The sequence below is a fragment of the Nocardiopsis mangrovi genome, from assembly GCF_042653925.1.
Lineage (GTDB): Bacteria > Actinomycetota > Actinomycetes > Streptosporangiales > Streptosporangiaceae > Nocardiopsis_B > Nocardiopsis_B mangrovi.
The window spans coordinates 1-22,370 of record NZ_JBHSFQ010000050.1; the positions used below are offsets into that span (position 1 = coordinate 1).

At 71.6% G+C, this 22,370-nt stretch carries 25 protein-coding genes; 6 read left to right on the forward strand and 19 right to left on the reverse strand.

The annotated features are described in order from the left end of the window. Both ACFO4E_RS28645 and ACFO4E_RS28650 read left to right on the forward strand, forming a co-directional pair. On the forward strand, positions 1–213 hold a 213-nt coding region (locus ACFO4E_RS28645), incomplete at its 5' end, for a hypothetical protein (RefSeq protein WP_378580195.1). Positions 214–767: 554 nt separating this feature from the next. Continuing rightward, positions 768–2,051, forward strand: a complete 1,284-nt coding sequence (locus ACFO4E_RS28650) for an Nramp family divalent metal transporter (RefSeq protein WP_378580197.1) — start codon at positions 768–770, stop codon at positions 2,049–2,051. 100 nt (positions 2,052–2,151) lie between these two features. On the opposite strand, the gene rdgB is transcribed toward ACFO4E_RS28650, so the two are convergent. Together rdgB and rph are read right to left on the reverse strand one after the other, a co-directional pair. Further along, complete coding sequence (rdgB, locus tag ACFO4E_RS28655; protein WP_378580199.1) at positions 2,152–2,775, reverse strand: RdgB/HAM1 family non-canonical purine NTP pyrophosphatase; 624 nt, start codon at positions 2,773–2,775, stop codon at positions 2,152–2,154. Next, on the reverse strand, positions 2,772–3,491 hold the full coding sequence (rph, locus tag ACFO4E_RS28660) for a ribonuclease PH (RefSeq protein ID WP_378580201.1): 720 nt from the start codon (positions 3,489–3,491) through the stop codon (positions 2,772–2,774). The genes rdgB and rph overlap by 4 nt, the downstream gene beginning before the upstream one ends. 180 nt (positions 3,492–3,671) lie before the next feature. Between rph and ACFO4E_RS28665 the strand changes: the two genes are divergently transcribed. After that, positions 3,672–4,397: a hypothetical protein gene (locus tag ACFO4E_RS28665; RefSeq protein ID WP_378580203.1), complete on the forward strand. Its 726-nt coding sequence runs from the start codon at positions 3,672–3,674 to the stop codon at positions 4,395–4,397. Between the two features lie 18 nt (positions 4,398–4,415). Here ACFO4E_RS28665 and ACFO4E_RS28670 read toward each other — a convergent pair whose 3' ends face one another. Both ACFO4E_RS28670 and ACFO4E_RS28675 read right to left on the reverse strand, forming a co-directional pair. Next, on the reverse strand, positions 4,416–5,186 hold the full coding sequence (locus ACFO4E_RS28670) for an MBL fold metallo-hydrolase (protein ID WP_378580205.1): 771 nt from the start codon (positions 5,184–5,186) through the stop codon (positions 4,416–4,418). Positions 5,187–5,403: 217 nt separating this feature from the next. Then, entirely contained in the window at positions 5,404–6,237 is an 834-nt protein-coding gene (locus tag ACFO4E_RS28675; RefSeq protein ID WP_465263150.1) for a thioesterase family protein, read from the reverse strand. Positions 6,238–6,397: 160 nt separating this feature from the next. On the opposite strand from ACFO4E_RS28675, the gene ACFO4E_RS28680 reads away from it, so the two are divergent. Further along, entirely contained in the window at positions 6,398–6,940 is a 543-nt protein-coding gene (locus tag ACFO4E_RS28680) for a DinB family protein (protein ID WP_378580209.1), read from the forward strand. 43 nt (positions 6,941–6,983) lie between these two features. On the opposite strand, the gene ACFO4E_RS28685 is transcribed toward ACFO4E_RS28680, so the two are convergent. The 5 genes from ACFO4E_RS28685 to clpS form a co-directional block, all read right to left on the reverse strand. Next, positions 6,984–7,931 (reverse strand): PLP-dependent cysteine synthase family protein, encoded by a 948-nt coding sequence (locus ACFO4E_RS28685; RefSeq protein ID WP_378580211.1) that lies wholly within the window; start codon positions 7,929–7,931, stop codon positions 6,984–6,986. Between the two features lie 5 nt (positions 7,932–7,936). Continuing rightward, positions 7,937–8,215, reverse strand: a complete 279-nt coding sequence (locus ACFO4E_RS28690; protein ID WP_378580213.1) for a MoaD family protein — start codon at positions 8,213–8,215, stop codon at positions 7,937–7,939. Between the two features lie 105 nt (positions 8,216–8,320). After that, on the reverse strand, positions 8,321–8,737 hold the full coding sequence (locus ACFO4E_RS28695) for a M67 family metallopeptidase (RefSeq protein WP_378580215.1): 417 nt from the start codon (positions 8,735–8,737) through the stop codon (positions 8,321–8,323). A gap of 64 nt (positions 8,738–8,801) precedes the next feature. Then, entirely contained in the window at positions 8,802–9,368 is a 567-nt protein-coding gene (locus ACFO4E_RS28700; RefSeq protein ID WP_378580217.1) for a DUF2017 domain-containing protein, read from the reverse strand. A 49-nt stretch (positions 9,369–9,417) separates the two neighbouring features. Further along, complete coding sequence (clpS, locus tag ACFO4E_RS28705) at positions 9,418–9,708, reverse strand: ATP-dependent Clp protease adapter ClpS (protein ID WP_378580219.1); 291 nt, start codon at positions 9,706–9,708, stop codon at positions 9,418–9,420. 214 nt (positions 9,709–9,922) lie between these two features. Between clpS and ACFO4E_RS28710 the strand changes: the two genes are divergently transcribed. Both ACFO4E_RS28710 and ACFO4E_RS28715 read left to right on the forward strand, forming a co-directional pair. Beyond that, complete coding sequence (locus ACFO4E_RS28710) at positions 9,923–11,239, forward strand: nicotinate phosphoribosyltransferase (RefSeq protein WP_378580253.1); 1,317 nt, start codon at positions 9,923–9,925, stop codon at positions 11,237–11,239. 28 nt (positions 11,240–11,267) lie between these two features. Continuing rightward, positions 11,268–11,858 carry an isochorismatase family protein gene (locus ACFO4E_RS28715; RefSeq protein WP_378580221.1) on the forward strand — a complete coding sequence of 197 codons (591 nt, stop codon included), beginning with the start codon at positions 11,268–11,270 and terminating at the stop codon, positions 11,856–11,858. A gap of 156 nt (positions 11,859–12,014) precedes the next feature. Here the strand turns inward: ACFO4E_RS28715 and ACFO4E_RS28720 are convergent, their stop codons facing one another. From ACFO4E_RS28720 to ACFO4E_RS28765, 10 genes are all read right to left on the reverse strand, one after another. Continuing rightward, on the reverse strand, positions 12,015–12,785 hold the full coding sequence (locus ACFO4E_RS28720; protein WP_378580223.1) for an FkbM family methyltransferase: 771 nt from the start codon (positions 12,783–12,785) through the stop codon (positions 12,015–12,017). 394 nt (positions 12,786–13,179) lie between these two features. Further along, complete coding sequence (locus ACFO4E_RS28725; protein ID WP_378580225.1) at positions 13,180–13,941, reverse strand: RNA ligase family protein; 762 nt, start codon at positions 13,939–13,941, stop codon at positions 13,180–13,182. 220 nt (positions 13,942–14,161) lie between these two features. After that, positions 14,162–15,172, reverse strand: coding sequence for a tryptophan--tRNA ligase (locus ACFO4E_RS28730; RefSeq protein ID WP_378580227.1), 1,011 nt, complete (start codon positions 15,170–15,172; stop codon positions 14,162–14,164). A gap of 179 nt (positions 15,173–15,351) precedes the next feature. Continuing rightward, positions 15,352–16,404, reverse strand: a complete 1,053-nt coding sequence (locus ACFO4E_RS28735; RefSeq protein ID WP_378580229.1) for a zinc metalloprotease — start codon at positions 16,402–16,404, stop codon at positions 15,352–15,354. Positions 16,405–16,503: 99 nt separating this feature from the next. Continuing rightward, positions 16,504–18,216 (reverse strand): DEAD/DEAH box helicase, encoded by a 1,713-nt coding sequence (locus ACFO4E_RS28740; RefSeq protein WP_378580231.1) that lies wholly within the window; start codon positions 18,214–18,216, stop codon positions 16,504–16,506. A 122-nt stretch (positions 18,217–18,338) separates the two neighbouring features. Then, positions 18,339–18,506 carry a hypothetical protein gene (locus ACFO4E_RS28745; RefSeq protein ID WP_378580233.1) on the reverse strand — a complete coding sequence of 56 codons (168 nt, stop codon included), beginning with the start codon at positions 18,504–18,506 and terminating at the stop codon, positions 18,339–18,341. Positions 18,507–18,513: 7 nt separating this feature from the next. Continuing rightward, positions 18,514–19,317, reverse strand: a complete 804-nt coding sequence (locus tag ACFO4E_RS28750) for a class E sortase (RefSeq protein WP_378580235.1) — start codon at positions 19,315–19,317, stop codon at positions 18,514–18,516. 568 nt (positions 19,318–19,885) lie between these two features. Further along, the gene (locus ACFO4E_RS28755) at positions 19,886–20,146 is read right to left on the reverse strand and encodes a DUF3039 domain-containing protein (RefSeq protein ID WP_378580237.1); all 261 of its coding nucleotides are present in this window, start codon (positions 20,144–20,146) and stop codon (positions 19,886–19,888) included. A 62-nt stretch (positions 20,147–20,208) separates the two neighbouring features. Next, positions 20,209–20,793 (reverse strand): YqgE/AlgH family protein, encoded by a 585-nt coding sequence (locus tag ACFO4E_RS28760; protein WP_378580239.1) that lies wholly within the window; start codon positions 20,791–20,793, stop codon positions 20,209–20,211. 178 nt (positions 20,794–20,971) lie between these two features. Then, the gene (locus ACFO4E_RS28765) at positions 20,972–22,369 is read right to left on the reverse strand and encodes an NAD-dependent malic enzyme (RefSeq protein ID WP_378580241.1); all 1,398 of its coding nucleotides are present in this window, start codon (positions 22,367–22,369) and stop codon (positions 20,972–20,974) included. Between the last annotated feature and the right edge of the window lies 1 nt (position 22,370).

The window sequence follows — 22,370 nt, forward strand, 5'->3', positions numbered from 1 at the left end:
TTTGGCTTAAAGAAAAACAAACACGCGCTGTTGAGTTCTCAAAAAACAACCGCTCATCCCGTACAAGCCCGAACCACCCACAAGGAGCGAATTCCCAAGGCTCTTCCGCAGAGGCGGAGCTTCCGTCCTGCTGTTGTGCTTTTACTTTATCAGCCGTTCCGCTCCCCGCCAAACCGGCGTTTTTCGCGAACCGATATCAAAAACAAAAGCTGATCTCACCATTCGTGCACAAGCGCATACGAAATCAGCGTGAAGTGCACTCAAGTTCGAATCCGGTATCGGAGTGTTCCGACCGCCTCCGCCTGACCGGCGTCGGCGTCGTCCTCCCGGGGGGACCGACCGCCCATCCGAACAGATGTTCTACGGATGTTCGGGACTCGGTTCCCGTCGCCCCCCAAGCTTAGCGGCTCGAGGTCGATGCTTCGAACCGTTTTTCCGGGGGCCGCCGTCCTTCGTCGCTCTCTCGGGCGACTCCGGTTTCGGCTCGGTGAACACTACCCGATGAAGCCGGGACCCGCGAACCGGACACGCCCGCGCGACGGCCGGCGGACGCCGCCACCGCGGGTATCCCCGCGCTTGCGCGCATCGGCCAACGGAATCACGCGCAATCCCTTGCGCGACAGCACATTGCACAACCGGGACACCATCGACCACTGTGGTCTCAGTCATATCAATCCGGCGACGAATCATTGCAGGCAGTTGCCCCATGGCGCCGCGGTTTTGCAGATTTGCCCTTTGACCCTGCGGATTCCGAGGAAGGATCCCCCTTGGCCGTATCCGACCCTTCGGACGCCTCGCAAGCGGCGCCGGAACAGCGCAAACCCAGTTGGAAGCTCGTAGGCCCCGGCCTGGTCGTAGCAGCGACCGGTGTCGGGTCCGGCGACCTCGTCGCCACCCTTGTCGCGGGAAACCTCTTCGGCTACACGTTGCTGTGGGCCACGATCCTCGGTGCGATCGTCAAGATCTCGCTCGCCGAGGCCACCGGCCGCTGGCACCTCGCCACCGGCCGCACCATCTTCGACGGGTGGTCCAGCCTCGGGCGGTGGACACACGTCTACTTCGCCCCCTACATCGTCATCTGGGGCTTGATCTACGGCGCCGCCGCGATGTCGGCGTCCGCCCTGCCCTTGGCGGCCCTCTTCCCCGTGCTCCCCCTGTGGGCGTGGGGCATGATCTGCGGCGTGTCCGGTCTCGTCTTCGTCTGGTTCAACCAGTACGCGGTGTTCGAGAAGGTCATGACCGTCTTCGTCGGGATCATGTTCGTGACCGTCGTCGGCCTGGCGATCTACGTGGTCCCGAACGTGGGCGAGGCCATCCTCGGGCTCCGCCCGATCGTGCCCAACGCCGAGGACTCGCTGATGACGACGCTCGCCCTCATCGGCGGCGTCGGCGGCACCATCACCATGGCCGCCTACGGCTACTGGGTGAACGCCAAGGGCTGGCGCGACGCCACCTGGGTGCGGATGATGCGGTGGGACAACCGGATCGCCTACATCACGACCGGCCTCTTCGTCATCGCGACACTCGTCCTCGGCGCCGAGCTGCTGTACGCCACCTCGATCACCCTCACCCAGGACGACGCCGGCCTCATGGCGCTCGCCGACGTCCTGGAGGACCGGTTCGGGCGCGTCCTGTCGGTCATCTTCCTGATCGGGTTCTTCTCCGCCGCCTACTCGTCCATCCTCGGCGTGTGGCACGGCGTCAGCCTGATGTTCGCCGACTTCATCGGCCACGTGCGCGGCAAGGTGAACCGTCCGGTGGAGGAGCGGGAGCAGAGCTGGGCCTTCCGCGGCTACCTGCTGTGGCTGACCTTCCCGCCGATGCTCCTGCTGCTGTTCGACCGGCCGTTCCAGCTGGTGCTGATCTACGGCATGCTCGGCGCGTTCTTCATGCCGTTCCTCGCGCTGACCCTGCTGTGGCTGCTCAACTCCAAGCGCGTGCCGCAGCCGTGGCGCAACGGCTGGGTGAGCAACGTCGGCCTGGCCGTCTCCGGGCTGCTGTTCGTCGTCCTTTGCGTGAACGAGCTGATCAACCAGATCAGCAGCATCTGACGCCCGCCGCGCCCCCGCACACACGTGGCCGCCGCCCCACTCGGGGCGGCGGCCACGTCGTCGCATGCCGGCCGGGACGGTGCCGCCCCGGCCCCGGCGGTCAGAGCAGCACGCCGAGCCGGTTCGCGAGCTCGCGGAAGGCGATACCGCGGTGGCTGATGGCGTTCTTCTCCGCCGCGCTCAGCTCGGCCGTGGTGCGGGTCTCGCCGTCGGGCACGAAGACCGGGTCGTAGCCGAAACCGTTGCCCCCGCGCGGCTCGGCGGCGATGCGCCCGCGCAGGACGCCCTCGACCGCCTCTTCCCGGCCGTCGGGGAACGCGACGGCGGCGGCGCACACGAACTCCGCCCCCCTGCGGTCCTCGGGGGTGTCGGCCAGCTGGTCCAGGACGAGGTCGAGGTTGGCGGCGTCCTTGTCGCCGGTCGCCGCCCCGAACCGCCCCGACCAGCGGGCCGACAGCACGCCGGGCATGCCGTTCAGGGCGTCCACGCGCAGCCCGGAGTCGTCGGCGACGGCCGGCAGGCCCGTGTAGGCGGCGATGGCCCGCGCCTTGAGCAGGGCGTTGCCGGAGAACGTCGGCTCGGTCTCGGCGACCTCGGGGGCGCCGGGGTGGTCGTCGAGGCCCGCGACGTCGGCGGGGATGCCGGCGCCGGCCAGGATCGCCTGTAGCTCCGGGACCTTCTTGAGGTTGCGGGTCGCCAGGACGACGGTCGCGCGCTCACTCATCCCGCGAGCGCCTTCTTCTGGATCTCGGTGAGCTCGGTGCAGCCGCCCAGGGCGAGGTCGAGGAGCTTGTCGAGGTCGGCGCGCTCGAACGGGGCGCCCTCAGCCGTGCCCTGAACCTCGATGAACCGGCCGCTGCCCGTGACGACGACGTTCATGTCGGTCTGGGCGACGGAGTCCTCCAGGTAGTTGAGGTCCAGCCGCGGCTGCTCCTGGATGATGCCGACGCTGACCGCCGCGACGGAGCCGGTGAGCGGGTTGTTCTTGAGGTTGCGCCGCTTGCGCAGGTACTTGACGGCGTCGGCGAGGGCGACGTAGGCGCCGGTGATCGCGGCGGTGCGGGTCCCGCCGTCGGCCTGGAGGACGTCGCAGTCGAGGGTGATGGTGTGTTCGCCCATGGCCTTGAAGTCGACGACCGCGCGCAGGGACCGGCCGATCAGGCGCGAGATCTCGTGGGTGCGCCCGCCGATCTTGCCCTTGACCGATTCGCGTGCGCCGCGGGTATCGGTGGCGCGCGGCAGCATCGCGTATTCCGCGGTGACCCACCCCTCGCCGGTTCCGCGGCGCCACCGGGGGACGCCGTCTTCGACGGACGCGGCGCAGAGCACGCGCGTGTCGCCGAATTCCACGAGGGCGGAGCCCTCTGCGTGGCGCAGCCAGTTGCGGGTGATGGTCACGGGCCGGAGTTGGTTCGGAGCGCGTCCGTCGGGTCGAGCCATGCAAGGAGCCTATCTGGCACGGCGGCGCCGCCGGTCCAGGTATCCCTCTGCTTACGGTCACCGGACGCCGCAGTGGTTTTCGTCCGGAAAGGTGACACCATGAGGGTGTGCCGCCCCCGTCGGTCCCCCGCGCGGGATGCGGCCGAATCCCGAACCCCGGATGGCAGAGGTCCCCACGCGATGGCTCTTGAACCGACGAACGCACCGGGCGCGCGGTGGGCCATCGGTGGATTCGCGGCCGTGATGGCGGTGGCGCTCGGCGGCTGCGGCACGCAGGCGGACGGGGATGCCTCCGCGGCTCCGCCGGTGTCGGAGTCGCCGGAGCCGCTGTGGACGGAGTTCGGCGGGGAGCCGCTGAGCCGCACCGCCCCCTCGGCCGGCGCCGCGTCCGCGGAGCCCTCGGAGGAGCCGGAACCGGTGGAGGAGCCGCCGATGCCGGAGTCCTGTGAGGCGACGGGGGTCATGGACGACATCACGGTCGTCACCGGCAGGATGACCGACCCCGAGTTCACCGAGGTGCGCGGCGACCAGCGGCTGGAGTGCTCCTGGGCGGGGTTCAGCACCAGCGACGGCAGCGAGGTCGTCATGGTCACCTACACCCCGGGCGGCGGCGTGGTGGAGTACCCCGGGCACACGCCGGAGGTGGCGCTGGGGAGCGCGGCCTTCTTCAGCACCGACGGGGTCGCGGCGCTGGGCGGGATCGCCGAGTGGCACACCGGGGAGATGTTCTCAGGCGCCGACCTGCACCTGCCCGGCATGCTCGTCTCGATCTCGTCCAACTCCGACGACGTCCAGGGCGCGGACCTGCTGGAGGTCGCGACGGCGACGGCGGGCACGGTCGTCGGCGGCAGGGACGCCGCCCCGGAGGCCGGCTCCGGCTCCGGGGACGGCGACGATGCCCCGTAGCCCGAGCCGCCTCCCTGTTCAGACCGCGCCGAGGACCGGTGTGCCGATCTCGTAGACGGCGCCGGGCCGGGCGAGGTCGATGGGTCCGGTGAAGGCTCCGCGCGCCTCGGCCAGGGTGCGGTCGTCGTCGTTCCAGGGCACCAGGTGGGTCAGCACCAGGCGCCGGGCCCCGGCGCGCTGGGCGTGCTCACCCGCTTCGCTGCCCGTGAGGTGCATGTCCTTGGGGTGGTCGCGGTGGTCGTGGAACGACGCTTCGCACAGGAAGAGGTCGGTGTCGCGGGCGAGGTCGACGAGTTCGTCGCAGGAGCCGGTGTCCCCGCTGTAGGTGAGGCTGGCGCCCTCGTGCTCCAGCCGGATCCCGAACGCCTCCACGGGGTGGTTGACCCGGTCGAGGTGGACCGTCATCGGGCCGATGCGCAGGGCGCCGGGCGCGAGTTCGTGGAAGTCGAAGGTCTCGGTCATCCCGGGCTCCGGGTCGAGCCCGTACGCCTCGGCCATGCGCTCGGCGACGCCGGGCGGGCCGTAGACGGGGATGGGGGGTTTCGGACCGCCGTGCGGGAAGGTCCTGGCCACCCAGTACGAGCAGAGGTCGAAGCAGTGGTCGGCGTGCAGGTGACTGAGGTAGACGGCGTCGATGTCGTAGATGTCGGCGTATCTCTGGAGCGCGCCGAGCGCACCGTTGCCCAGGTCGAGCAGCACGCGGAAGTCCCCTGCCTCCACAAGGTAACAGGATGCGGGGCTGGCCGGTCCGGGGAAGCTCCCCGACGAGCCGATGATGGTGAGTCGCACGTCGCTTATGCCTTTTCGATCAGGTGCCTCCGCGGAGACTCACGCGGTGAAGCGGGTGTGTCGCGGGGTGGTCGTCTCCGTGTTCTCCGTGTTACGGGTCTACCCCAATGTCCGCCCTTGCGGTACCTAATGTGGCCCGCGTCTCACGCGTCGTGAATCACATGTGAATTGCTCACACAAGGCAACTTTTTCCGGTTCATGGTGATCCGTTCCGCGGCTACCGCGCGCGGGGCCGCCCCGAGCGGGCCATCTGGCGGCTCTGGGCGACCAGTCGGCCCTTGCCGTCCCACAGGTCGACGGTCTCGTCGAACCAGCCGTCGCCGATCGCCCCCGCGCGGGAGCGGAAGGCGAGCGGGCCGGGTTCGGGGACGGCGCGCATGTGCCAGGTCAGCTCGACGGTGGGCGCCCAGCGCCAGGAGTCCAGCACGGTGACCACCGGGGGCAGGGCGTCGACGGCGAGGGGGAGGAACAGCGCGGGATCCGCCGCGGGACCGCCGTCCGCCTCGCTCAATCCGACGTAGCCGAGGAGTTCGGGGACGCGGTCGGCCGACCGCCCGCTCAGCCGGGCCCAGCTCTCGGGGGTGAAGGAGGTGTCGAGCCGCTGGGGGAAGCCCTGCGGGGCGCCGCCGGCGGATTCGGCCCGGGGGTCGAAGCGCCGGCATTCACCGATGGGCGGTATGGCGGGGACGGGCTCCTCGAAGGCGGGGACCGCCGCCGGGTCCAGCGTTGCGGTTGCCAGGACCCCCGTGACCAGCGGGGTGTCGTTCTGCCGGATCACGGCCTGGACGGTGGTGACCGTGCGCCCGGACTTCAGAACGGTCGTTTCGACCTCCGCGGGACCCTCGCCTGCGGGGCGCAGGAAGTGGAAGGAGGAGGAGACCGCGTGCTGGAGCGGGGATTCGGCCAGGGCCGCCCGCTGCATGACCGCCATCAGGTAGCCGCCGTTCATCGCGGTCCCGATGAGGTAGCCGGCGTCGAGGGCGGTGGTGTAGCGGCCCGCGCCCGCCGGTGCGACCTCGGTCGCGGAGTCGAATCGCGTCATGCACTCCATTGAACCGAACCGGGTTCCACCGCCCCCACCCGGCCCTCCGTCCCCGATCATGCGGATCCGCGCAGAGGCGGGGAATGAGGAACGGAACGGACCTATTTGGTCCCTAGAGTCGGCCCCGCTGGACGGAGAACGAACCGAGAAACGAGAGTTGGGGTATCCCATGGCTGCGGAGAACGGCATGGCCGACGAGCGGACCGAGATCCTGGAGATCCTCGCCGAGCAGCGCGGCACGCTGCGGCTGGCGCTCGAGGGGATCACGGACGAGGAGGCCGGGCGCCGCACCACGGTGAGCGAGCTGTGCCTGGGCGGGATCGTCAAGCACCTGTCCGCTGTCGAGCGCGGGTGGATGGACACCCTGCTCGGGCGGGCCCGGCCCATGGCCGATCCGACCTCCCCCGAGGTGCAGGCGTCCTGGCGCGACGGCTTCCGGATGGTCGACGGCGAGACCCTGGCGGGCCTGCTGGACGACTACGCAGCGACAGCGCGCGCCACCGAGGAGATCGTCATGGGGCTGCCCGGCCTCGACGGGCGGTCGCGCCTGCCCGAGGCGCCGTGGTTCCCGCCGAACGCGTCGTGGTCGGCGCGGCGGATCCTGCTGCACCTGATCCGCGAGACATCGCAGCACGCCGGGCACGCCGACATCATCCGCGAGGCCCTGGACGGCGCGAACACCACCATGCGGATGGCGGTCGCGGCGGGCTGAGCCGCGCCCCCGGGCGGGGGCGCCGCGGCGCCCCCGCCCGGCCTCAGGCCCAGAGCTGGCCGTCGAGCCGGGCCTCGGCTTCGTCGAGGGTGCCCTCGTAGGCGCCGGTCGACAGGTACTTCCACCCGCCGTCGGCGACGACGAACGCGATGTCGGCGCGCTCGCCGGCCGCGACCGCCTTGCGCGCCACACCCAGCGCGGCGTGCAGGGCGCCGCCGGTCGAGAGCCCGGCGAAGATGCCCTCCTGGGTGAGGAGTTCGCGGGTGCGCTTGAGCGCGGCGTCGGCGGGGACCGAGAAGCGCGTGGTGAGGACGGACTCGTCGTACAGCTCGGGGACGAACCCCTCATCGAGGTTGCGCAGGCCGTAGACGAGTTCGCCGTAGCGCGGCTCCGCGGCCACGATCCGCACCCCGGGGCGCTGCTCGCGCAGGTAGCGCCCCACGCCCATGAGGGTTCCGGTGGTGCCCAGCCCCGCGACGAAGTGGGTGATGCCGGGCAGGTCCGCCAGCAGCTCGGGCCCGGTGGTCTCGTAGTGGGCGCGGGCGTTGGCGGGGTTGCCGTACTGGTAGAGCATCACCCAGTCGGGGTGTTCGGCGGCCATCGCCTTGGCCACGCGCACCGCCTCGTTGGACCCGCCCTCGGCCGGCGAGAAGTGGATCCGCGCGCCCCACATCTCCAGCAGCTGCTTGCGTTCGGCGGAGGTGTTCTCCGGCATCACGCACACCATGGCGTAGCCGCGCAGTTTGGCGGCCATCGCCAGGGAGATCCCGGTGTTGCCCGAGGTGGGTTCGAGGATGGTGGCGCCCGGGGAGAGCCGGCCGTCCTTCTCCGCCTGCTCGATCATGTAGAACGCGGCGCGGTCCTTGATCGAGCCCGTGGGGTTGCGGTCCTCCAGCTTGGCCCACAGCCGCACGTCGGGCGACGGGGACAGCCGCGGCAGGCCCACCAGCGGGGTGCCGCCGAGGGAGTCCAGGAGCGAGTCGAAGCGCATGGCGGCTAGCGCATGCCGCCCGCGACGGCGGGCAGGATCGTGACGGCGTCGCCGTCGCCGAGGGTGGCGTCGAGTCCGCCGGTGAACCGGACGTCCTCGTCGTTGAGGTAGACGTTGACGAACCGGCGCAGCTTGCCGTTGTCGACGAGCCGTTCGCCGAGGCCGGGGTAGCGCTTGTCGAGGTCGGTGATCAGCTCGCCGAGTGTCGCGCCCTCGCCGTCGACGGCCTTATCGCCGCCGGTCAGGTTGCGCAGGATGGTGGGGATGCGGACCTCGATGGCCATGGGTTCTTCTCCGTAGCTCTGGGTGTCGGCTCTGCGTTGCCTGGTGCTTCCCCGCTTGCAACAGGCGGCGCCCGCGGGTGATTCCGCGGGCGGCGGGGGTCGCGGTCATACTCCGGCGCCGGCGATCTCCACGGGCTCCTCGGTGACCTCGCCGCCGATGATGCGGTAGGACCGGAACTCCACGGTGTCGGGCTCGCGGGTGGAGACCAGGACGTAGTGGGCGTTGGGCTCGGAGGCGTAGGAGATGTCGGTGCGCGAGGGGTAGGCCTCGGTGGCGGTGTGGGAGTGGTAGACCACCACGGGTTCTTCGTCGCGGTCGTCCATCTCGCGCCAGACCTTGAGCTGTTCGATGGAGTCGAACCGGTAGAAGGTCGGGGAGCGCTCGGCGTTGGCCATCTCGACGAACCGCTCCGGGCGGTCGGAGCCCTCGGGGCCGGCGACGATCCCGCACGCCTCGTCGGGGTGGTCGCGGCGCGCGTGGGCGACGATCAGGTCGTAGATCGCGCGGTCGATCCTCAGCATGGTCCTCAGCGTAGCGGAGAAAATATCCCTACCCACCGACTGGGTATGCCTTCGCCCTCCGGCGTCAGCGCTCCGGGGGCAGCGCGCCGAACAGCGACTGCACGAGGGTCTCCTGCACGGCGCTCAGCCAGTCGTAGATGTGCAGCGCGGCGGCGTCCTCCGGCGCGACCCGGGTCTCGCCTCGCTGGAACGACTCCAGGCTCCGGTCGTCCATGTCGAGCCGGGTGCCCAGGGCGAGCCGGACGTCGTTGAGCGCCTTGAGCCACGTGTGGGCGTCGCCGTTGCCGAGGGTCACCCGGCCGCCCGACGCGGGCACGGCGGAGAGCACCGCCTGCGCGTTCGCCCGCTTGTGCCGGCGCAGTCCGTCCTCGGTGTAGCGGCGGAAGTCGCCGGCCGCCTCGGCGTCGTCGCCGTAGGCGTCCGGGAAGAGCCGCGCCAGCACGGGGTCGGCGGGCTTCTCGCGCTCCGGTCCGATCCCGACGAGCGCCGCGAGGTCGTCGGGGCCCTCGGGTTCGTCGGGGGCGTCCACCACCTCCAGCAGGAGGGCGGCCATCGAGCGCAGCACCGCCGACTCGTCGGGGTCGAGGTCGATGGCGACCCCGCCGCGAACGGACCGGAATCCCTTGGTCATGTCGGACAATCCACCCTGCTGTCGAAACGTGGAACAGTCGGCCGCGCGGTCACGTGTCCTTCTGGAGCGTGGCCCACAGGCCGTACTCGTGCAGGACGTTGACGTCGCGCTCCATCTCCTCGCGGCTCCCGGTGGAGACCACGGCGCGCCCCTTGTGGTGCACGTCGAGCATCAAGGCGTTGGCCTTGCGCTTGGAGTAGCCGAAGACCGACTGGAAGACGTAGGTGACGTACGACATCAGGTTGACCGGATCGTTCCAGACGATCGTCACCCACGGCAGATCGGGCCGCACGTCCGCCTCGATGTCCGGCCGCTCCAGCTCGACCGGCGCCGTCGTCATGGATGACTCACCTACCCGTGTCCCGTCGTCAGGCCGTCCCCGGTACCCCGGCGGCACCGCACACCCTGCTCAACGTACGGCGGCGGCGCTGTGTCCCCGCCGCGGGCCGCTTCCGATGACCATTCTCCCACCGTTTTCCGGACGCCGCCGCTGACCTGGGGAACCCCGGCCCGGTCACTTTGATCCCGCCAGACACAAACTAGTCTTGGCAGTTATGACCGACGACTGGAGCAGCGCACTGCTCACCGACCGGTACGAACTGACGATGCTGCAAGGGGCACTGCGCAGCGGCGCCGCCCACCGCCGGACCGTGTTCGAGATGTTCGCCCGCCGCCTCCCCGACGCCCGCCGCTACGGCGTGGTGGGCGGGCCGGGCCGGTTCCTCGACGCCCTGGAGCGCTTCCGGTTCCCCACCCCCACCCTCGACTTCCTCTCCGATGCCCGCGTCGTCGACGAGACCACCCTCGAATGGCTCGCCGGGTACCGCTTCAGCGGCGACGTCTGGGGCTACGGCGAAGGCGAGTGCTACTTCCCCGGCTCCCCCATCCTCGTCGTCGAGAGCACGTTCGCCGAAGCCGTCCTCCTGGAGACGATCGCGCTCTCGATCTACAACCACGACTCCGCGATCGCCTCGGCCGCCTCGCGCATGGTCACGGCCGCCGGGGGGCGGCCGATGATCGAGATGGGGTCGCGCCGCGCCCACGAGAAGGCGGCGGTCGCCGCCGCCCGGGCCGCCTACATCGCCGGGTTCGCCACCTCCTCCAACCTGGAGGCGGGGCGGCTCTACGGGGTGCCCACCGCGGGCACCGCGGCCCACGCGTTCGTGCTGCTGCACGACAGCGAGAGACACGCCTTCGCCACGCAGCTGGCCGCCCTCGGCCTGGACACCACCCTGCTGGTCGACACCTTCGACGTGGAGCGCGCGGTGCAGACCGCCCTGGAACTGGCCGGGAACCGCCTCGGCGGGGTGCGGCTGGACTCCGGCGACCTCGCCATCACCGCCTCGCGCGTGCGCAAGATCCTCGACGAGCACGGCGCCGGCGAGACGCGCATCGTGGTGACGGGCGACCTCGACGAGCACGCGATCCAGGCGCTGGCCGTGGCGCCCGTCGACGGCTACGGCGTGGGCACCGCCCTGGTGACGGGGTCGGGGTCGCCCACGGTGTCGCTGGTCTACAAGCTGGTGGCGCGCGCCCGGGGGACCGGCGCCGACGCCCCGCTGGAACCGGTGGCCAAGCGGTCGGTGGGCAAGCCGAGCAAGGGCGGGCGCAAGTGGGGCTACCGCAGGCTCGACGGGCAGGGGGTCGCCGGCGGCGAGGTCGTCTACGACTACGCGCCCGAGGAGACCCGCGGCCTGCGCCCGCTCCTGCGGCGCCTGGTCGCTGACGGCGAGGTCGTCGGCCGCGAGCCGCTGGAGGCGGCGCGCGAGCGGCACGTCGCCGCCGTCGCGGAGCTGCCGGCGACCGCCCAGCAGATGTCCCGGGGCGAGCCGGCGATCCCCACCCACTTCGAATCGCGCACCGACATGTGACAGGGAACCGGAACCAAAGGGGGAACCGATGAGGGCACTACTCGTCGTCGACGTACAGAACGACTTCTGCGAAGGCGGCAGCCTCGCGGTCGCGGGCGGCGCGAACGTGGCCGCCAAGGTCACGCGGTTCATCGCCGACCACCGGGGCGACTACGCCCACATCGTGGCCACCCGTGACCGCCACATCGACCCGGGGGCGCACTTCTCCGCCGATCCGGACTTCGTCGACAGCTGGCCGCGGCACTGCGTGGTGGGGACGCCCGGCGCCGAGTTCCACCCGGCGTTCGACACCGGAGGGGTCGAGGAGGTGTTCAGCAAGGGCCAGTACGTCGCCGCCTACAGCGGCTTCGAGGGCAGCACCGGGGGCGACGAGGAGTCCGAGAAGGGGCAGGGCCTGGAGGCGTGGCTGCGTGAGCGCGGCGTCACCGACGTCGACCTCGTGGGGCTCACCACCGACCACTGCGTCCGGGCGACCGCGCTGGACGCGGCCGCCGCCGGGTTCGGCACCCGCGTCCTCCTCGACCTCACCGCGGGCGTGGCCCGCCCCACGACCGACAGGGCGCTGGCGAGCATGGCCGACGCGGGGGTGACGCTGGAGGGCACGCCCGTGGTCGGATGAGCCGAGCCGAGGTCGTGGTGGTCCCGGCCGGCGGCCGGGGCCGCCGCGCATGGGCGGCCGAGAGGGCGCCGTCCACCCGCGGGCGGCGGAAAGGGGACGGTCACCGGCCGGCGGCGGCGAGGCGGCCAGCACGCACGGGCCGCGGCGAGGGGAGCGTCAGGCGCGGCCGGTGAAGAGGTAGTTGCGGTGGCCCTCGCGGACCTCGCCGACCTGGTGCCAGCCGCCGGCGACCCAGGCGCTCATGCGGTAGCCGAGTCCGCGCAGCCGCGCCACGATCGCGGCCGCGCCGGTGCCGTACTTGGCCAGGTGCCGGTCCTCGATCTCCAGGAGCAGCGCGGGGCGGTGCGCGGTGAGGGTGGCCCAGCCTCCTTCGAGGACCGCGAGCTCCGCCCCCTCGACGTCGGCCTTGATGACGTCGACCCGTTCGATCCCGCGCTCGGCGACGAGCTCGTCCAGCGTGCCGACCTCCGTCGGCACCAGCCGGCGGCCGCCGAACTCGGCGTTGGGGCCGGGACGGTCGGCACCGGTGGTGAGGTAGGCGCGGCCGTGTACGGGCAGCCCGCGCCGCACGGGCAGGCTGAGCGTCCCCGCGCCCGGCTGTCCGGCGAGCGCGCGCCGGACGACGTGGATGCCCGGGGCGTCCACGGCGCGGACCGCGGCCGCCAGGAACCGGGCCGGCCCGGGCAGCGGCTCGACGGCGTAGACGGTCCCGCCCGGACCGGCGAGGCCGGCCATGGCGAAGGTGTAGAGGCCGTACTCGGCCCCGATGTCGACGCAGACGGCCCCCGGCCGCACCAGCTCGCCGAGCCCGGCCACCTCGTTCTCGATGAAGAACGCGTTGGGCGCGAGGCCGCGGAGCACGGCGGCGACCGCCCGCAGGCGCAGGTGCGCCCGGGGCCGGCGCGGCGGGGTGGTCAGGGACGTCATGCGGTCTCCACGCAGGGATCGGTCGGCGAACCGGAGCGGGACTACTGAGCGTCCGTACGCGCTCACCGAATGCTAAACAGACGACGTCACCCGAGCACCGGTGACACGCGGTCCCGTATCGGGGCGCACCCGGTTTCGACGGCGGTGGCGGCCGCGGGTGGCGGGAACGCCGAAGCTCCGGCGCGGATGCCGCCAGTCGGCGCCGGGTGGCCCCGCTCGCCGGGGCCGCCGTGTCCGTCGTGCCGGTCCGCGCTCGGCGGCGGCGTCCTGCCGTTCGGGCGCCGCGGAGGGGGCCGTACCCCGGCCGGGTCGAACGCGTCGCGCGCAAGCGAGCGGCCTGTCGCCGCACGCCCGTGCGGGTGGGCCCGGCCGGGTCCACCCGCACGGGCGTGTATCACCGGCGGCGCTTGAGCATGCGCGCGTAGTCCTGGAACCTCGCCTTGGCGATGGCCGAGCGGTCGGCCGTGCGCAGCACGATCCCCTCGGGGCGGCGCCCGGCGTCATCGTCCAGCGCAGCGCGTGTCGCGGGCAGGTGGTCGGCCAGGAACCCCTGCGTCTCCTCGATCCCGGTCGGGAGCCCACCGCCGTCGACCGTGCCCAGCCGCGGCACCAGGTCGATCCCCTCCCGTGCGGCGAGCGCGGCCAGCGCGTCCTCGCCGAGGAAGTCCGGGCCGCCGCCGTCCCGCCAGGCGGACACCCGGTGGCGCGGCCAGTCCAGGACCTCCGCGGGCACGTCCGCGGTGTCGAACATCCGGTGGCCGACGGCGCGGTGGCCGGTGTACTGGCGGCTCGCCCCGGTGATCTTTCCGCCGTAGACCTCCAGGTAGAGGGTTCGCACGCCCTCGGCCGGCGGGGTGAGCCGCTCGGCCACCGCGCGCAGGGCGCCGACGATGCCCTGGGCGGGGTTGCCGATCAGGTCGCCCTTGGCGTACAGCAGCTCCTCGCGGCTGCCGAGCACGTAGCCGCCGTCCGGCAGGGTGATGACGCGTGCGTTGCTTCCGTCCAGCTTCTCCGTGAGGACCACCCGGCCGGAGAACGGGACGGTGGTGTCGAGCAGCCCGCCGTTCTTGGGGTCCAGAGCATGGTAGGTGGGGATGCTCGGGTACTTGGTGGCGGAGTTGAGGGTATCGAGATCGATGGTCCGCAGGCCGGTCATGCCAGGTCCTCTCGGGGATCGGTCGTCGGCCGGGCATCGGCCTACACGGAGGGACACCCCAGGGGTGGGATTGCCTCCGTGCGAACACGCGTGGCGGCCCTGCGCGCGGGCCGTGCACACAGGAGTGTGCTGGACGGCCGATCCCGGCGTCGAGTCGTTTTCCGGCCGCGGACCCGCGGTGGCCCGCCGCGTCCGCGCGGGCGTACGCGGCGGGGCGGGCTCAGTCGATGCCGACGGCGGTCCGGACCTTGGCCAGGGTGGCGCGGCTGCGTTCGCGGGCCCGCTCGGCTCCGGCGGTGAGGATGGCGTCGAGTTCGCGTCCCGGGGCGACCAGTTCGTCGTAGCGCTCGCGCATGGGGCCGAACGTCTCGTTGAGGACCTCGAACAGCTCGTTCTTCAGCTCGCCCCAGCCCATGCCGCCCTCTTCCAGGCGCTTGCGGACCGGCTCGACGCGCTCCGCCGGCGCGAACTGGGCCAGGAGCTGGAACGGCACGGAGGTGTCGGGGTCCTTGGGCGCCTCGACCGGCGTGGAGTCGGTGGGGATGCGGCGGACGAGCTTCTTGAGCTTGTTCTCGGGCAGGAAGATCGGGATGTGGTTGTCGTAGGACTTGCTCATCTTCCGGCCGTCGATGCCCGGCAGGATGCTGGCCTCGCCCTCCGGGTAGGCGCCCTGCGGGATCGGGAAGGCGTAGGAGTCGCCGTAGAGGTGGTTGAACGCGCGGGCGATGTCGCCGGTGTACTCGATGTGCTGCACCTGGTCGCGGCCCACCGGGACGACGTCGGCCTCCATGACCAGGATGTCGGCGGCCATGAGGATGGGGTAGTTGAACAGCCCCATGTTGACCCCGGCGTCGAGGTCGGTGCCCCCGGCGGCCTCGTTGCGGTCGCGCGCGGCCTTGTAGGCGTGCGCCCGGTTCATCAGGCCCTTCGCGGTGACACTGGCGAGGATCGAGCTGAGTTCGAAGACCTCGGGGATGCTGGACTGCCGGTAGATGACGGTGCGCTGGGGATCGAGCCCGCAGGCGAGCCAGGTGGCGGCGACCGACCGGATGTCGTTCCGGAGCCTGTCCGGGTCCTTGACGGAGTTGAGGGAGTGGAAGTCGGCGAGGAAGTACAGGGTGTCGTTCGCACTCGCCGCGGCCAGCGCCGGTTTGATCGCCCCGATGTAGTTGCCGATGTGGGGCATCCCCGACGTCTGGACGCCCGTGAGGTAGGTCTTGGTCGCTGCCATGGCGTCGAGTTTATCGACGCCACGCCCGCCCCCCGCCCCCGGACGAGGCCCCGCGGGCGCGCGCGGCCGGTGCCCGCCCGGCCCGGATGCCGGGCCGCCGCCGGTGGTACCCGGAGGCGGGCCGGGCGGCCCGCCCCGGGGGCACCGTCGTGCGCGGCGCCGGCCCCCCGGCACCGCCCTTAGGTGCGGAAGGCGGTCCAGGCGTCGGACATGCGTTCCGCCTGGCCCTTGGTGAAGTGGTTGAGGCACGGGTCGTCGCTGTAGTTCATGAAGTTGTGGATGGGGTCGGTGCCCTCGCGGTCGCGGCAGGTGTCGCGGCCCTTCGGGCAGCCGCTCGACTGCTCCCGCTCGTAGGGGGTGTCGTCGACGTAGTCGCCCGGGTCCTCGCAGCCGTTCTGGAACGTGTGGTACAGCCCGAGCCAGTGTCCGATCTCGTGCACCGCGGTATAGCCGAGGTCGAAGCCCTTGCGGCCGCCCCCCGGGACCGTGCGGTGGTCGACCACGACGCCGTCGCCCTTCGGATCGGAGCCGTACTCCTGCGGGAACGTCGACTGCCCCAGGATGGCGTTGCCCAGATCGACCGTGTAGAGGTTCAGGGTCCCGGCGTCGCCCTGGTGCAGCTCGTCCTTTATCGCGCGCTCGTTGGCGGCGAACCGGTCGAACCAGGTGTCGTCGGCGTCGCGGGTGACGTCGGCCAGCTCGAACCGGATGCCGGTGTCCTGTCCGCCGTAGCCGCCGCCGAACCCCTTGTTCATGACCGCGATCTGCTCGTCGACGGTGGCGTCGTCCACATCGCCGCTGCCGTCGGTGTGCGAGATCACGTGCACCACGACCGGGATGGTCGTGGGCGCGGCCGAGTTCGGGGCCTGCCGGCTGGCGGCCGCCTGGGCCAGCCTGCGGTCGAGGTCGGCGGCCTCCTCGGGGCTGAGCCGGGCGGGGTCGTCGGGGGCCTGCTCGGCCATACGGGCCCGGCCGGCCCCGGCCTCGGGCGATCCGCCGGTCCCGTCCTCACACCCGGGGTCGGCGGCGGGCCCGCGCTCGCCCGCCGCGGCCGCCGCGTTCACCCCATCGGGTGGCGGCCCCGTCGTCGGGGCCCCGCCCCCCGATGGGGACTCCGCAGCGGCGACGGCCACGAGGCCGGCCAGCGCAAGGCCGCTGAACAGCACCCCGCCCCAAGTGCCCGCTTTTCCACCTGCATTTACCGACCGGAACGCTTTCTCACCTTGATTCATGATCACGGAGTGTAGTCACCTGATTGCGGTGAATCGCCCCCGACGTCGAATCTTGCGGTTTGTTTGCCCGGAGTTGCGGCGGAACGGGACCTCGGCCGCCTACGTGCCCCCGGTGGCCCAGGTGCGCAGCTTGGCGATGCGCTGCCGGATCTCCTCTGGCGACGCCTGCGCGATCGGCGGGCCGCCGCAGGCGCGGCGCAGTTCGGTGTGGATCACCCCGTGGGGACGGCCGGTGCGGTGGTGCCACGCGCCGACCAGGCCCTGCAACTCCTTGCGCAGCTCGGCCAGGACCTCGTGGGTGGGCGGCCCGGCTTCGTCCTTGGGCGCCTTGCGCTGGCCCGCCCGCTGGTCGGCCTTGCGCTTGCTCAGCAGCTGGGACACCTGGTGCGGCTCCAGCAGGCCGGGAAGGCCGAGGAAGTCCTCCTCTTCCGGCGACCCCGGCGCGCCGCCGCCGAACTCCGAGCCGTCGTAGAGCGCCCGGTCGAACTCGGCCGCGGACTCCATGGTCTCGAAGGGCAGTTCCTCACCGGCGTCAGGGGTGTCGCGCTTCTTGCGGGCTTCGTCGATGAGGTCCTGCTCGGGGTCCTCACCCTCGCGGACGGGGCGGTCGAGCGCGTGGTCGCGCTCGCGCTCCATCTCCCCCGCGTACTCCAGGAGGGTGGGCACCGACGGCAGGAACACCGAGGCGACCTCGCCGCGCCGGCGCACCCGCACGAAGCGCCCGACGGCCTGGGCGAAGAACAGAGCGGTGCTCGTGGAGGTGGCGTAGACGCCGACCATCAACCGCGGGACGTCGACGCCCTCGGAGACCATGCGCACGGCGATCATCCAGCGATCGTCGGACTCGCTGAACTGCGAGATCTTCTTGCTGGCTGTGGGGTCGTCGGAGAGGACGACGATCGCGCCGCGCCCGGTGATCTGGCGCAGGATGCGCGCGTAGGCGCGGGCGTTCTCGTGGTCGGTGGCGATGACCAGTCCCCCGGCGTCGGGGGTGCTGTTGCGGACCTCGGTGAGGCGGCGGTCGGCCGCGGCCAGCACCTTCTTGATCCAGTCGCCCTTGGGGTCGAGCGCCGCCCGCCACGCCTGCGACAGCGCGTCGGGGGTGAGGGGCTCGCCCAGCCGCGCGGCGAGTTCGTCGCCCGCCTTGGTGCGCCAGCGCATCTCGCCGGAGTAGGCCATGAAGATGACCGGCCGGACGACGCCGTCGGCCAGCGCGGGCGCGTAGCCGTAGCTGTAGTCCCAGGAGCAGCGGCGTACGCCGTCGTGGTCCTGGACGTAGTCGACGAAGGGGATGGGGTTGACGTCGGAACGGAACGGGGTGCCGGTCAGGGACAGCCGGCGCGCCGCGGGGTCGAACGCCTCGCGCACGGCGTCGCCCCAGGACAGGGCGTCGCCGGCGTGGTGCACTTCGTCGAAGATGATCAGGGTGCGGCGGGATTCGGTGCGGTTGCGGTGCAGCATGGGGTGCGCGGCCACCTGCGCGTAGGTGACGGCGGCGCCGATGTACTGCCGCCCCAGCGGCCCCTGCCCGTTCTTGAAGTCGGGGTCGATGGCGATACCGAACCGGGCCGCGGCCTCGGCCCACTGCTTCTTGAGGTGCTCGGTGGGGCAGACCACGGTGATCGAGCGGACGACGTGGCGGGCCAGGAGCTCGCCGGCGAGGGTCAGTGCGAACGTGGTCTTTCCGGCCCCCGGCGTCGCGACGGCGAGGAAATCGCGCGGCTGGCGCCGGAAGTATTCGTCGAACGCCTCACGCTGCCAGGCCCGCAGGCCGCTGAGCCGTTCGGCGGTCGTGGTGTCAAGAAGCGTCATGCTGCCATTCCCGAGGTGCTCACCCGGTCGAGGTTATCCGTCCGCGCGGACCGGGACGGCAGAGTGCGGGCGGCGCGTTCGTCACTTTCCGCCGCGCCGACCGCGCCCCGGCGGTGTGGCGGTCACCCGCCCCCGACGTCCACCGCGCCGTCGTTGAAGGGCATGTAGGGGTCGGCCCAGGGGAAGACGATGTACCACAGCAGCGCCGCGGCGCCCGCGATGAGCGCCAGCGCCAGGACGAGCTTCACGGGCCAGGGGCCGGGCAGGATGCGCCAGATGAGGCCGTACATGAGCGGATCAGGCCCCCTGTCCCGCGGCCGCGCCCTCGGGGGCCATGTCGGCGATGTTCTCCGGCATGCCGTCCTCCTTGGGGCTGGTGTCGGTGAGTTCGGCGTGGATGATCAGCCGGTGGGTGTTGTTCAGCTTGGGCGCGCACGTGGTGAGGGTGAGCAGGCTGCGCTGGGGGGCGTCGTTGTTCTCGGGGTCGAAGGGGTCGGGGTCGACCACCTGCACCTGGTCGGGGGTGACGGTGACCTCCTCGATGACCTCGTAGGTGTAGAAGTTGTCCTGGTCCTCCAGGACGATCTCGGAGCCGTTCTCCAGCAGGTCGAGGTCCCAGAAGATGCCCGGCGTGCGGTGGCCGGCGACCGCGTAGTTGCCGAGCTGTCCGGGCTGGGTGGCGTCGCCGCCGCCGACGGCGTCGTCGCCGTAGTGGCCGGGGCTGAAGCGGATGTCCTCCTGGGAGACGCCGTTGACGACCACCCACTGGAGGTCGAGCGAGGGGACGTACATGCGGCTGTTGGCCGAGCCCGGAAGGGGTTCGGAGTCGGGCCCCTGCGGCTGCTCCCAGGAGTCTTCGAGCCCCGAGGCGAGCTGGTCCTGCTCGCGGTTGGTCTCGAACTGCTTGCCGTAGATCTCGTAGGCGGCGAAGAACAGCATGACCAGGCCGGCGGTGAACAGCAGTTCGCCGAAGCCGCGTACGATCCCGCGCCCGATATCGCCGCCCGTGCGCCGCCGGGCGGCGGGCCTTCTGCGCCGGCCCCGGTTGCCGCCCCGTCGGCGACCTCCCTGGTACGACTGCCGTTCACTTGTGGAAACCATGTGACCTACCCGTGGGTTGCGAGCCCGCGCGGGGGCCGCTGCCGCCATGGAGCGGGGCATGGTGCGCGGACTCCCGGGCGCGAAGGGCGCCAGGACGCTGGACGTCGGCGGATGATCTCGTGCTCTCGGAGGGGGTGATCGATCACCGGGCCGCCGCTGGCGCGTTCCCGCCGCCATGGGCACAATGACGCGATCTGTCCCAGTGGAGCGTACCGCGCCGGGCGCCCTCCCCACAGCCGCATCGCGGCGGATTGTGGAGCGGCGAGCCGCCGAGCGAGCGGAGACGGCGCCGCCCCCGGCCGAAGGCCCCCTCGCGGAGCCGTTGAAGCCGAGCGAGAAGGCGAGCGCGACCAGCAAAACCACAGCGGCGAGCCGCCGAGCGAGCGGAGACGGCGCCGCCCCCGGCCGAAGGCCCCCTCGCGGAGCCGTTGAAGCCGAGCGAGAAGGCGAGCGCGACCGTGAGAACCGCGGGCACGCATGGACACATGCCGAGGGCCGGAACGGCGTGTGCGCGTTCCGGCCCCGGTCACGCCGGACGGCCGCCCCGATCGGTGCGGGGGGCCGTGATCTAGCGCGTCAGTTCCTCGTAGATCTTCTTGCACTCCGGACAGATCGGGAATTTCTCCGGATCGCGGTTGGGGACCCAGACCTTGCCGCAGAGCGCGATGACCGGGTCGCCGGTGATGGCGCTCTCGGTGATCTTGTCCTTCTGCACGTAGTGCGCGAACCGCTCGCGGTCGCCGTCGCCGTGCGAGATGTCCGGGTTCTGCGAAATATCCGGCCGGGTGTCGCTCTCGGGCACCACCTTGCTGACAACGTCCATCGACATCCTGCCCTCACATCTCCTGCGTCTCACTCCACGGTATCCGCAGGAGCGAGGGGAGACGCAATTCAGTTCATGGTCGGGTCATCGGGGAAGGTCGACACGAGGGCGAGATCGCCGCCCTGGCGGCGCAGGACCCGCGACCACAGCGACGACGGGGCCGCGGAGAACACGTCCTCCGCGCAGGCGGGCAGCACGTACCAGGCGCCGTCGTCGATCTCCTCGCCGAGCTGCCCCTCGCTCCACCCGGTGTAGCCGGCGAACACCCGGAACCCGCCCAGGGCGCCGCCGAGGATCTCGGGCGGGGCGTCCAGGTCGATCACGCCGAGCCGGGAGACCTGGGAGCCCTTCTCGACGTTGGCCAGCGGGCGCCACCCCAGGGGGATGTCGTCGCCGCCGGGCATGCCGAGGGCCAGCCCCGAACCCGCACCCACCGGGCCGCCGGCGAACATCACCGCGGGGTCGCTGACGAACCCGCTCCACGCCGACAGGACGTCGCCGACCGCGAGGTCGGAGGGGCGGTTGACGATCACCCCGAGCGTGCCCTCGTCGGAATCGTCGTCGATCACGAAGACCACCGACCGCCGGAAATTGGGATCGTCCAGCATCGGGGTCGCCACCAGCAGGCTGCCGGTGAGAATCGAACCGTCCATGCCTCACGTCTACCCGCAGGACCGCCGGAGCGCCACCCCTGGGCGGAAACCGCGGTGTTACGGCCGCCCGTTACCGCGGCGGCGGTCCCGACCGCTGGATACGGCCCGGCCGGTACCCCGCTCGCCCGCCGCGCCCACCGCCCTGACCGGCCTTTTCTCCCGACTCGTCCGGCTCGCCCTACTCGCCCTGCTCGCGCAGCGCGGCCTTGCGCACCGCGGTCGCCACGTGCTGCGACAGATCGGTGTGGAAGACGCTGGGGATGATGTAGTGGGGGCCGAGCTCGTCGTCGGTGACGACGTCGGCCAGGGCCGTGGCCGCGGCCACCATCATGTCGGAGTCGACGTGGTGGCTCTGCGCGTCGAGCAGGCCCCGGAAGAACCCGGGGAACACCAGGACGTTGTTGATCTGGTTGGGGTAGTCGCTGCGCCCGGTGGCCACGACGGCCGCGTGCAGGTGGGCGACCTCGGGGTCGACCTCGGGGTCGGGGTTGGCCAGCGCGAAGATGATGGAGTCCTCGTTCATCTCGGCGATGTCCTCGCCGGCCAGCACGTTGGGGGCCGAGACGCCGATGAAGACGTCGGCGCCGGCCACGGCGCCCTTGAGGTCGCCGGAGTAGCCCTCGGGGTTGGTGTTCTCGGCGATCCAGCGCAGGTTGGCGTCGAGGTCGTCGCGCCCCTCGTGCACGGCGCCGTGGACGTCGCAGACGACGATGTGCTTGGCCCCGGCGTGCGCCAGGAGCTTGAGGATGGCGGTTCCGGCGGCGCCGGCGCCCGACATGGTGATCCGGACCTCGCTCAGGTTCTTCTCGACCACGCGCAGCGCGTTCTTCAGCGCGGCGAGCACGACGATCGCGGTGCCGTGCTGGTCGTCGTGGAAGACCGGGATGTCCAGGAGCTCGCGCAGCCGGGCCTCGACCTCGAAGCAGCGCGGGGCGGAGATGTCCTCCAGGTTGATGCCGCCGAAGCCGGGGGCGATCACCTGGACGGTGCGCACGATCTCGTCGACGTCCTGGGTGTCGAGCGCGATCGGCCAGGCGTCGATGTCGGCGAAGCGTTTGAAGAGGGCGGCTTTGCCCTCCATGACGGGCATGGCGGCCTCGGGGCCGATGTTGCCCAGGCCCAGCACGGCCGAACCGTCGGTGACCACGGCGACGCTGTTGCGCTTGATCGTGAGCCGGCGGGCGTCGTCGCGGTTGGCGGCGATGGCCTGGGAGACGCGGGCGACGCCGGGGGTGTAGGCCATGGACAGCTCGTCGCGGTTGCGGAGCGGCACCTTCGACTTCATCTCGATCTTGCCGCCGAGGTGCATGAGGAAGGTGCGGTCGCTGACCTTGTGCACGACGACGCCCTCGATGGCGCCCAGGGCGTCGACGATGGCCTGCGCGTGGTCGGTGTCGCGGGCGGCGCAGGTGACGTCGATGCGGATGCGCTCGTGGCCTGCGGACGCGACGTCGAGGGCCGTGATCACGCCGCCCACCTGCTCGACTGCGTTGGTCAGGCTGCCGACCGCGCTGCCGTGTCCGTCGAGTTCCAGCCGAACCGTGATGGAGTAGGAGACGCTGGGAAGGGTGGCCACG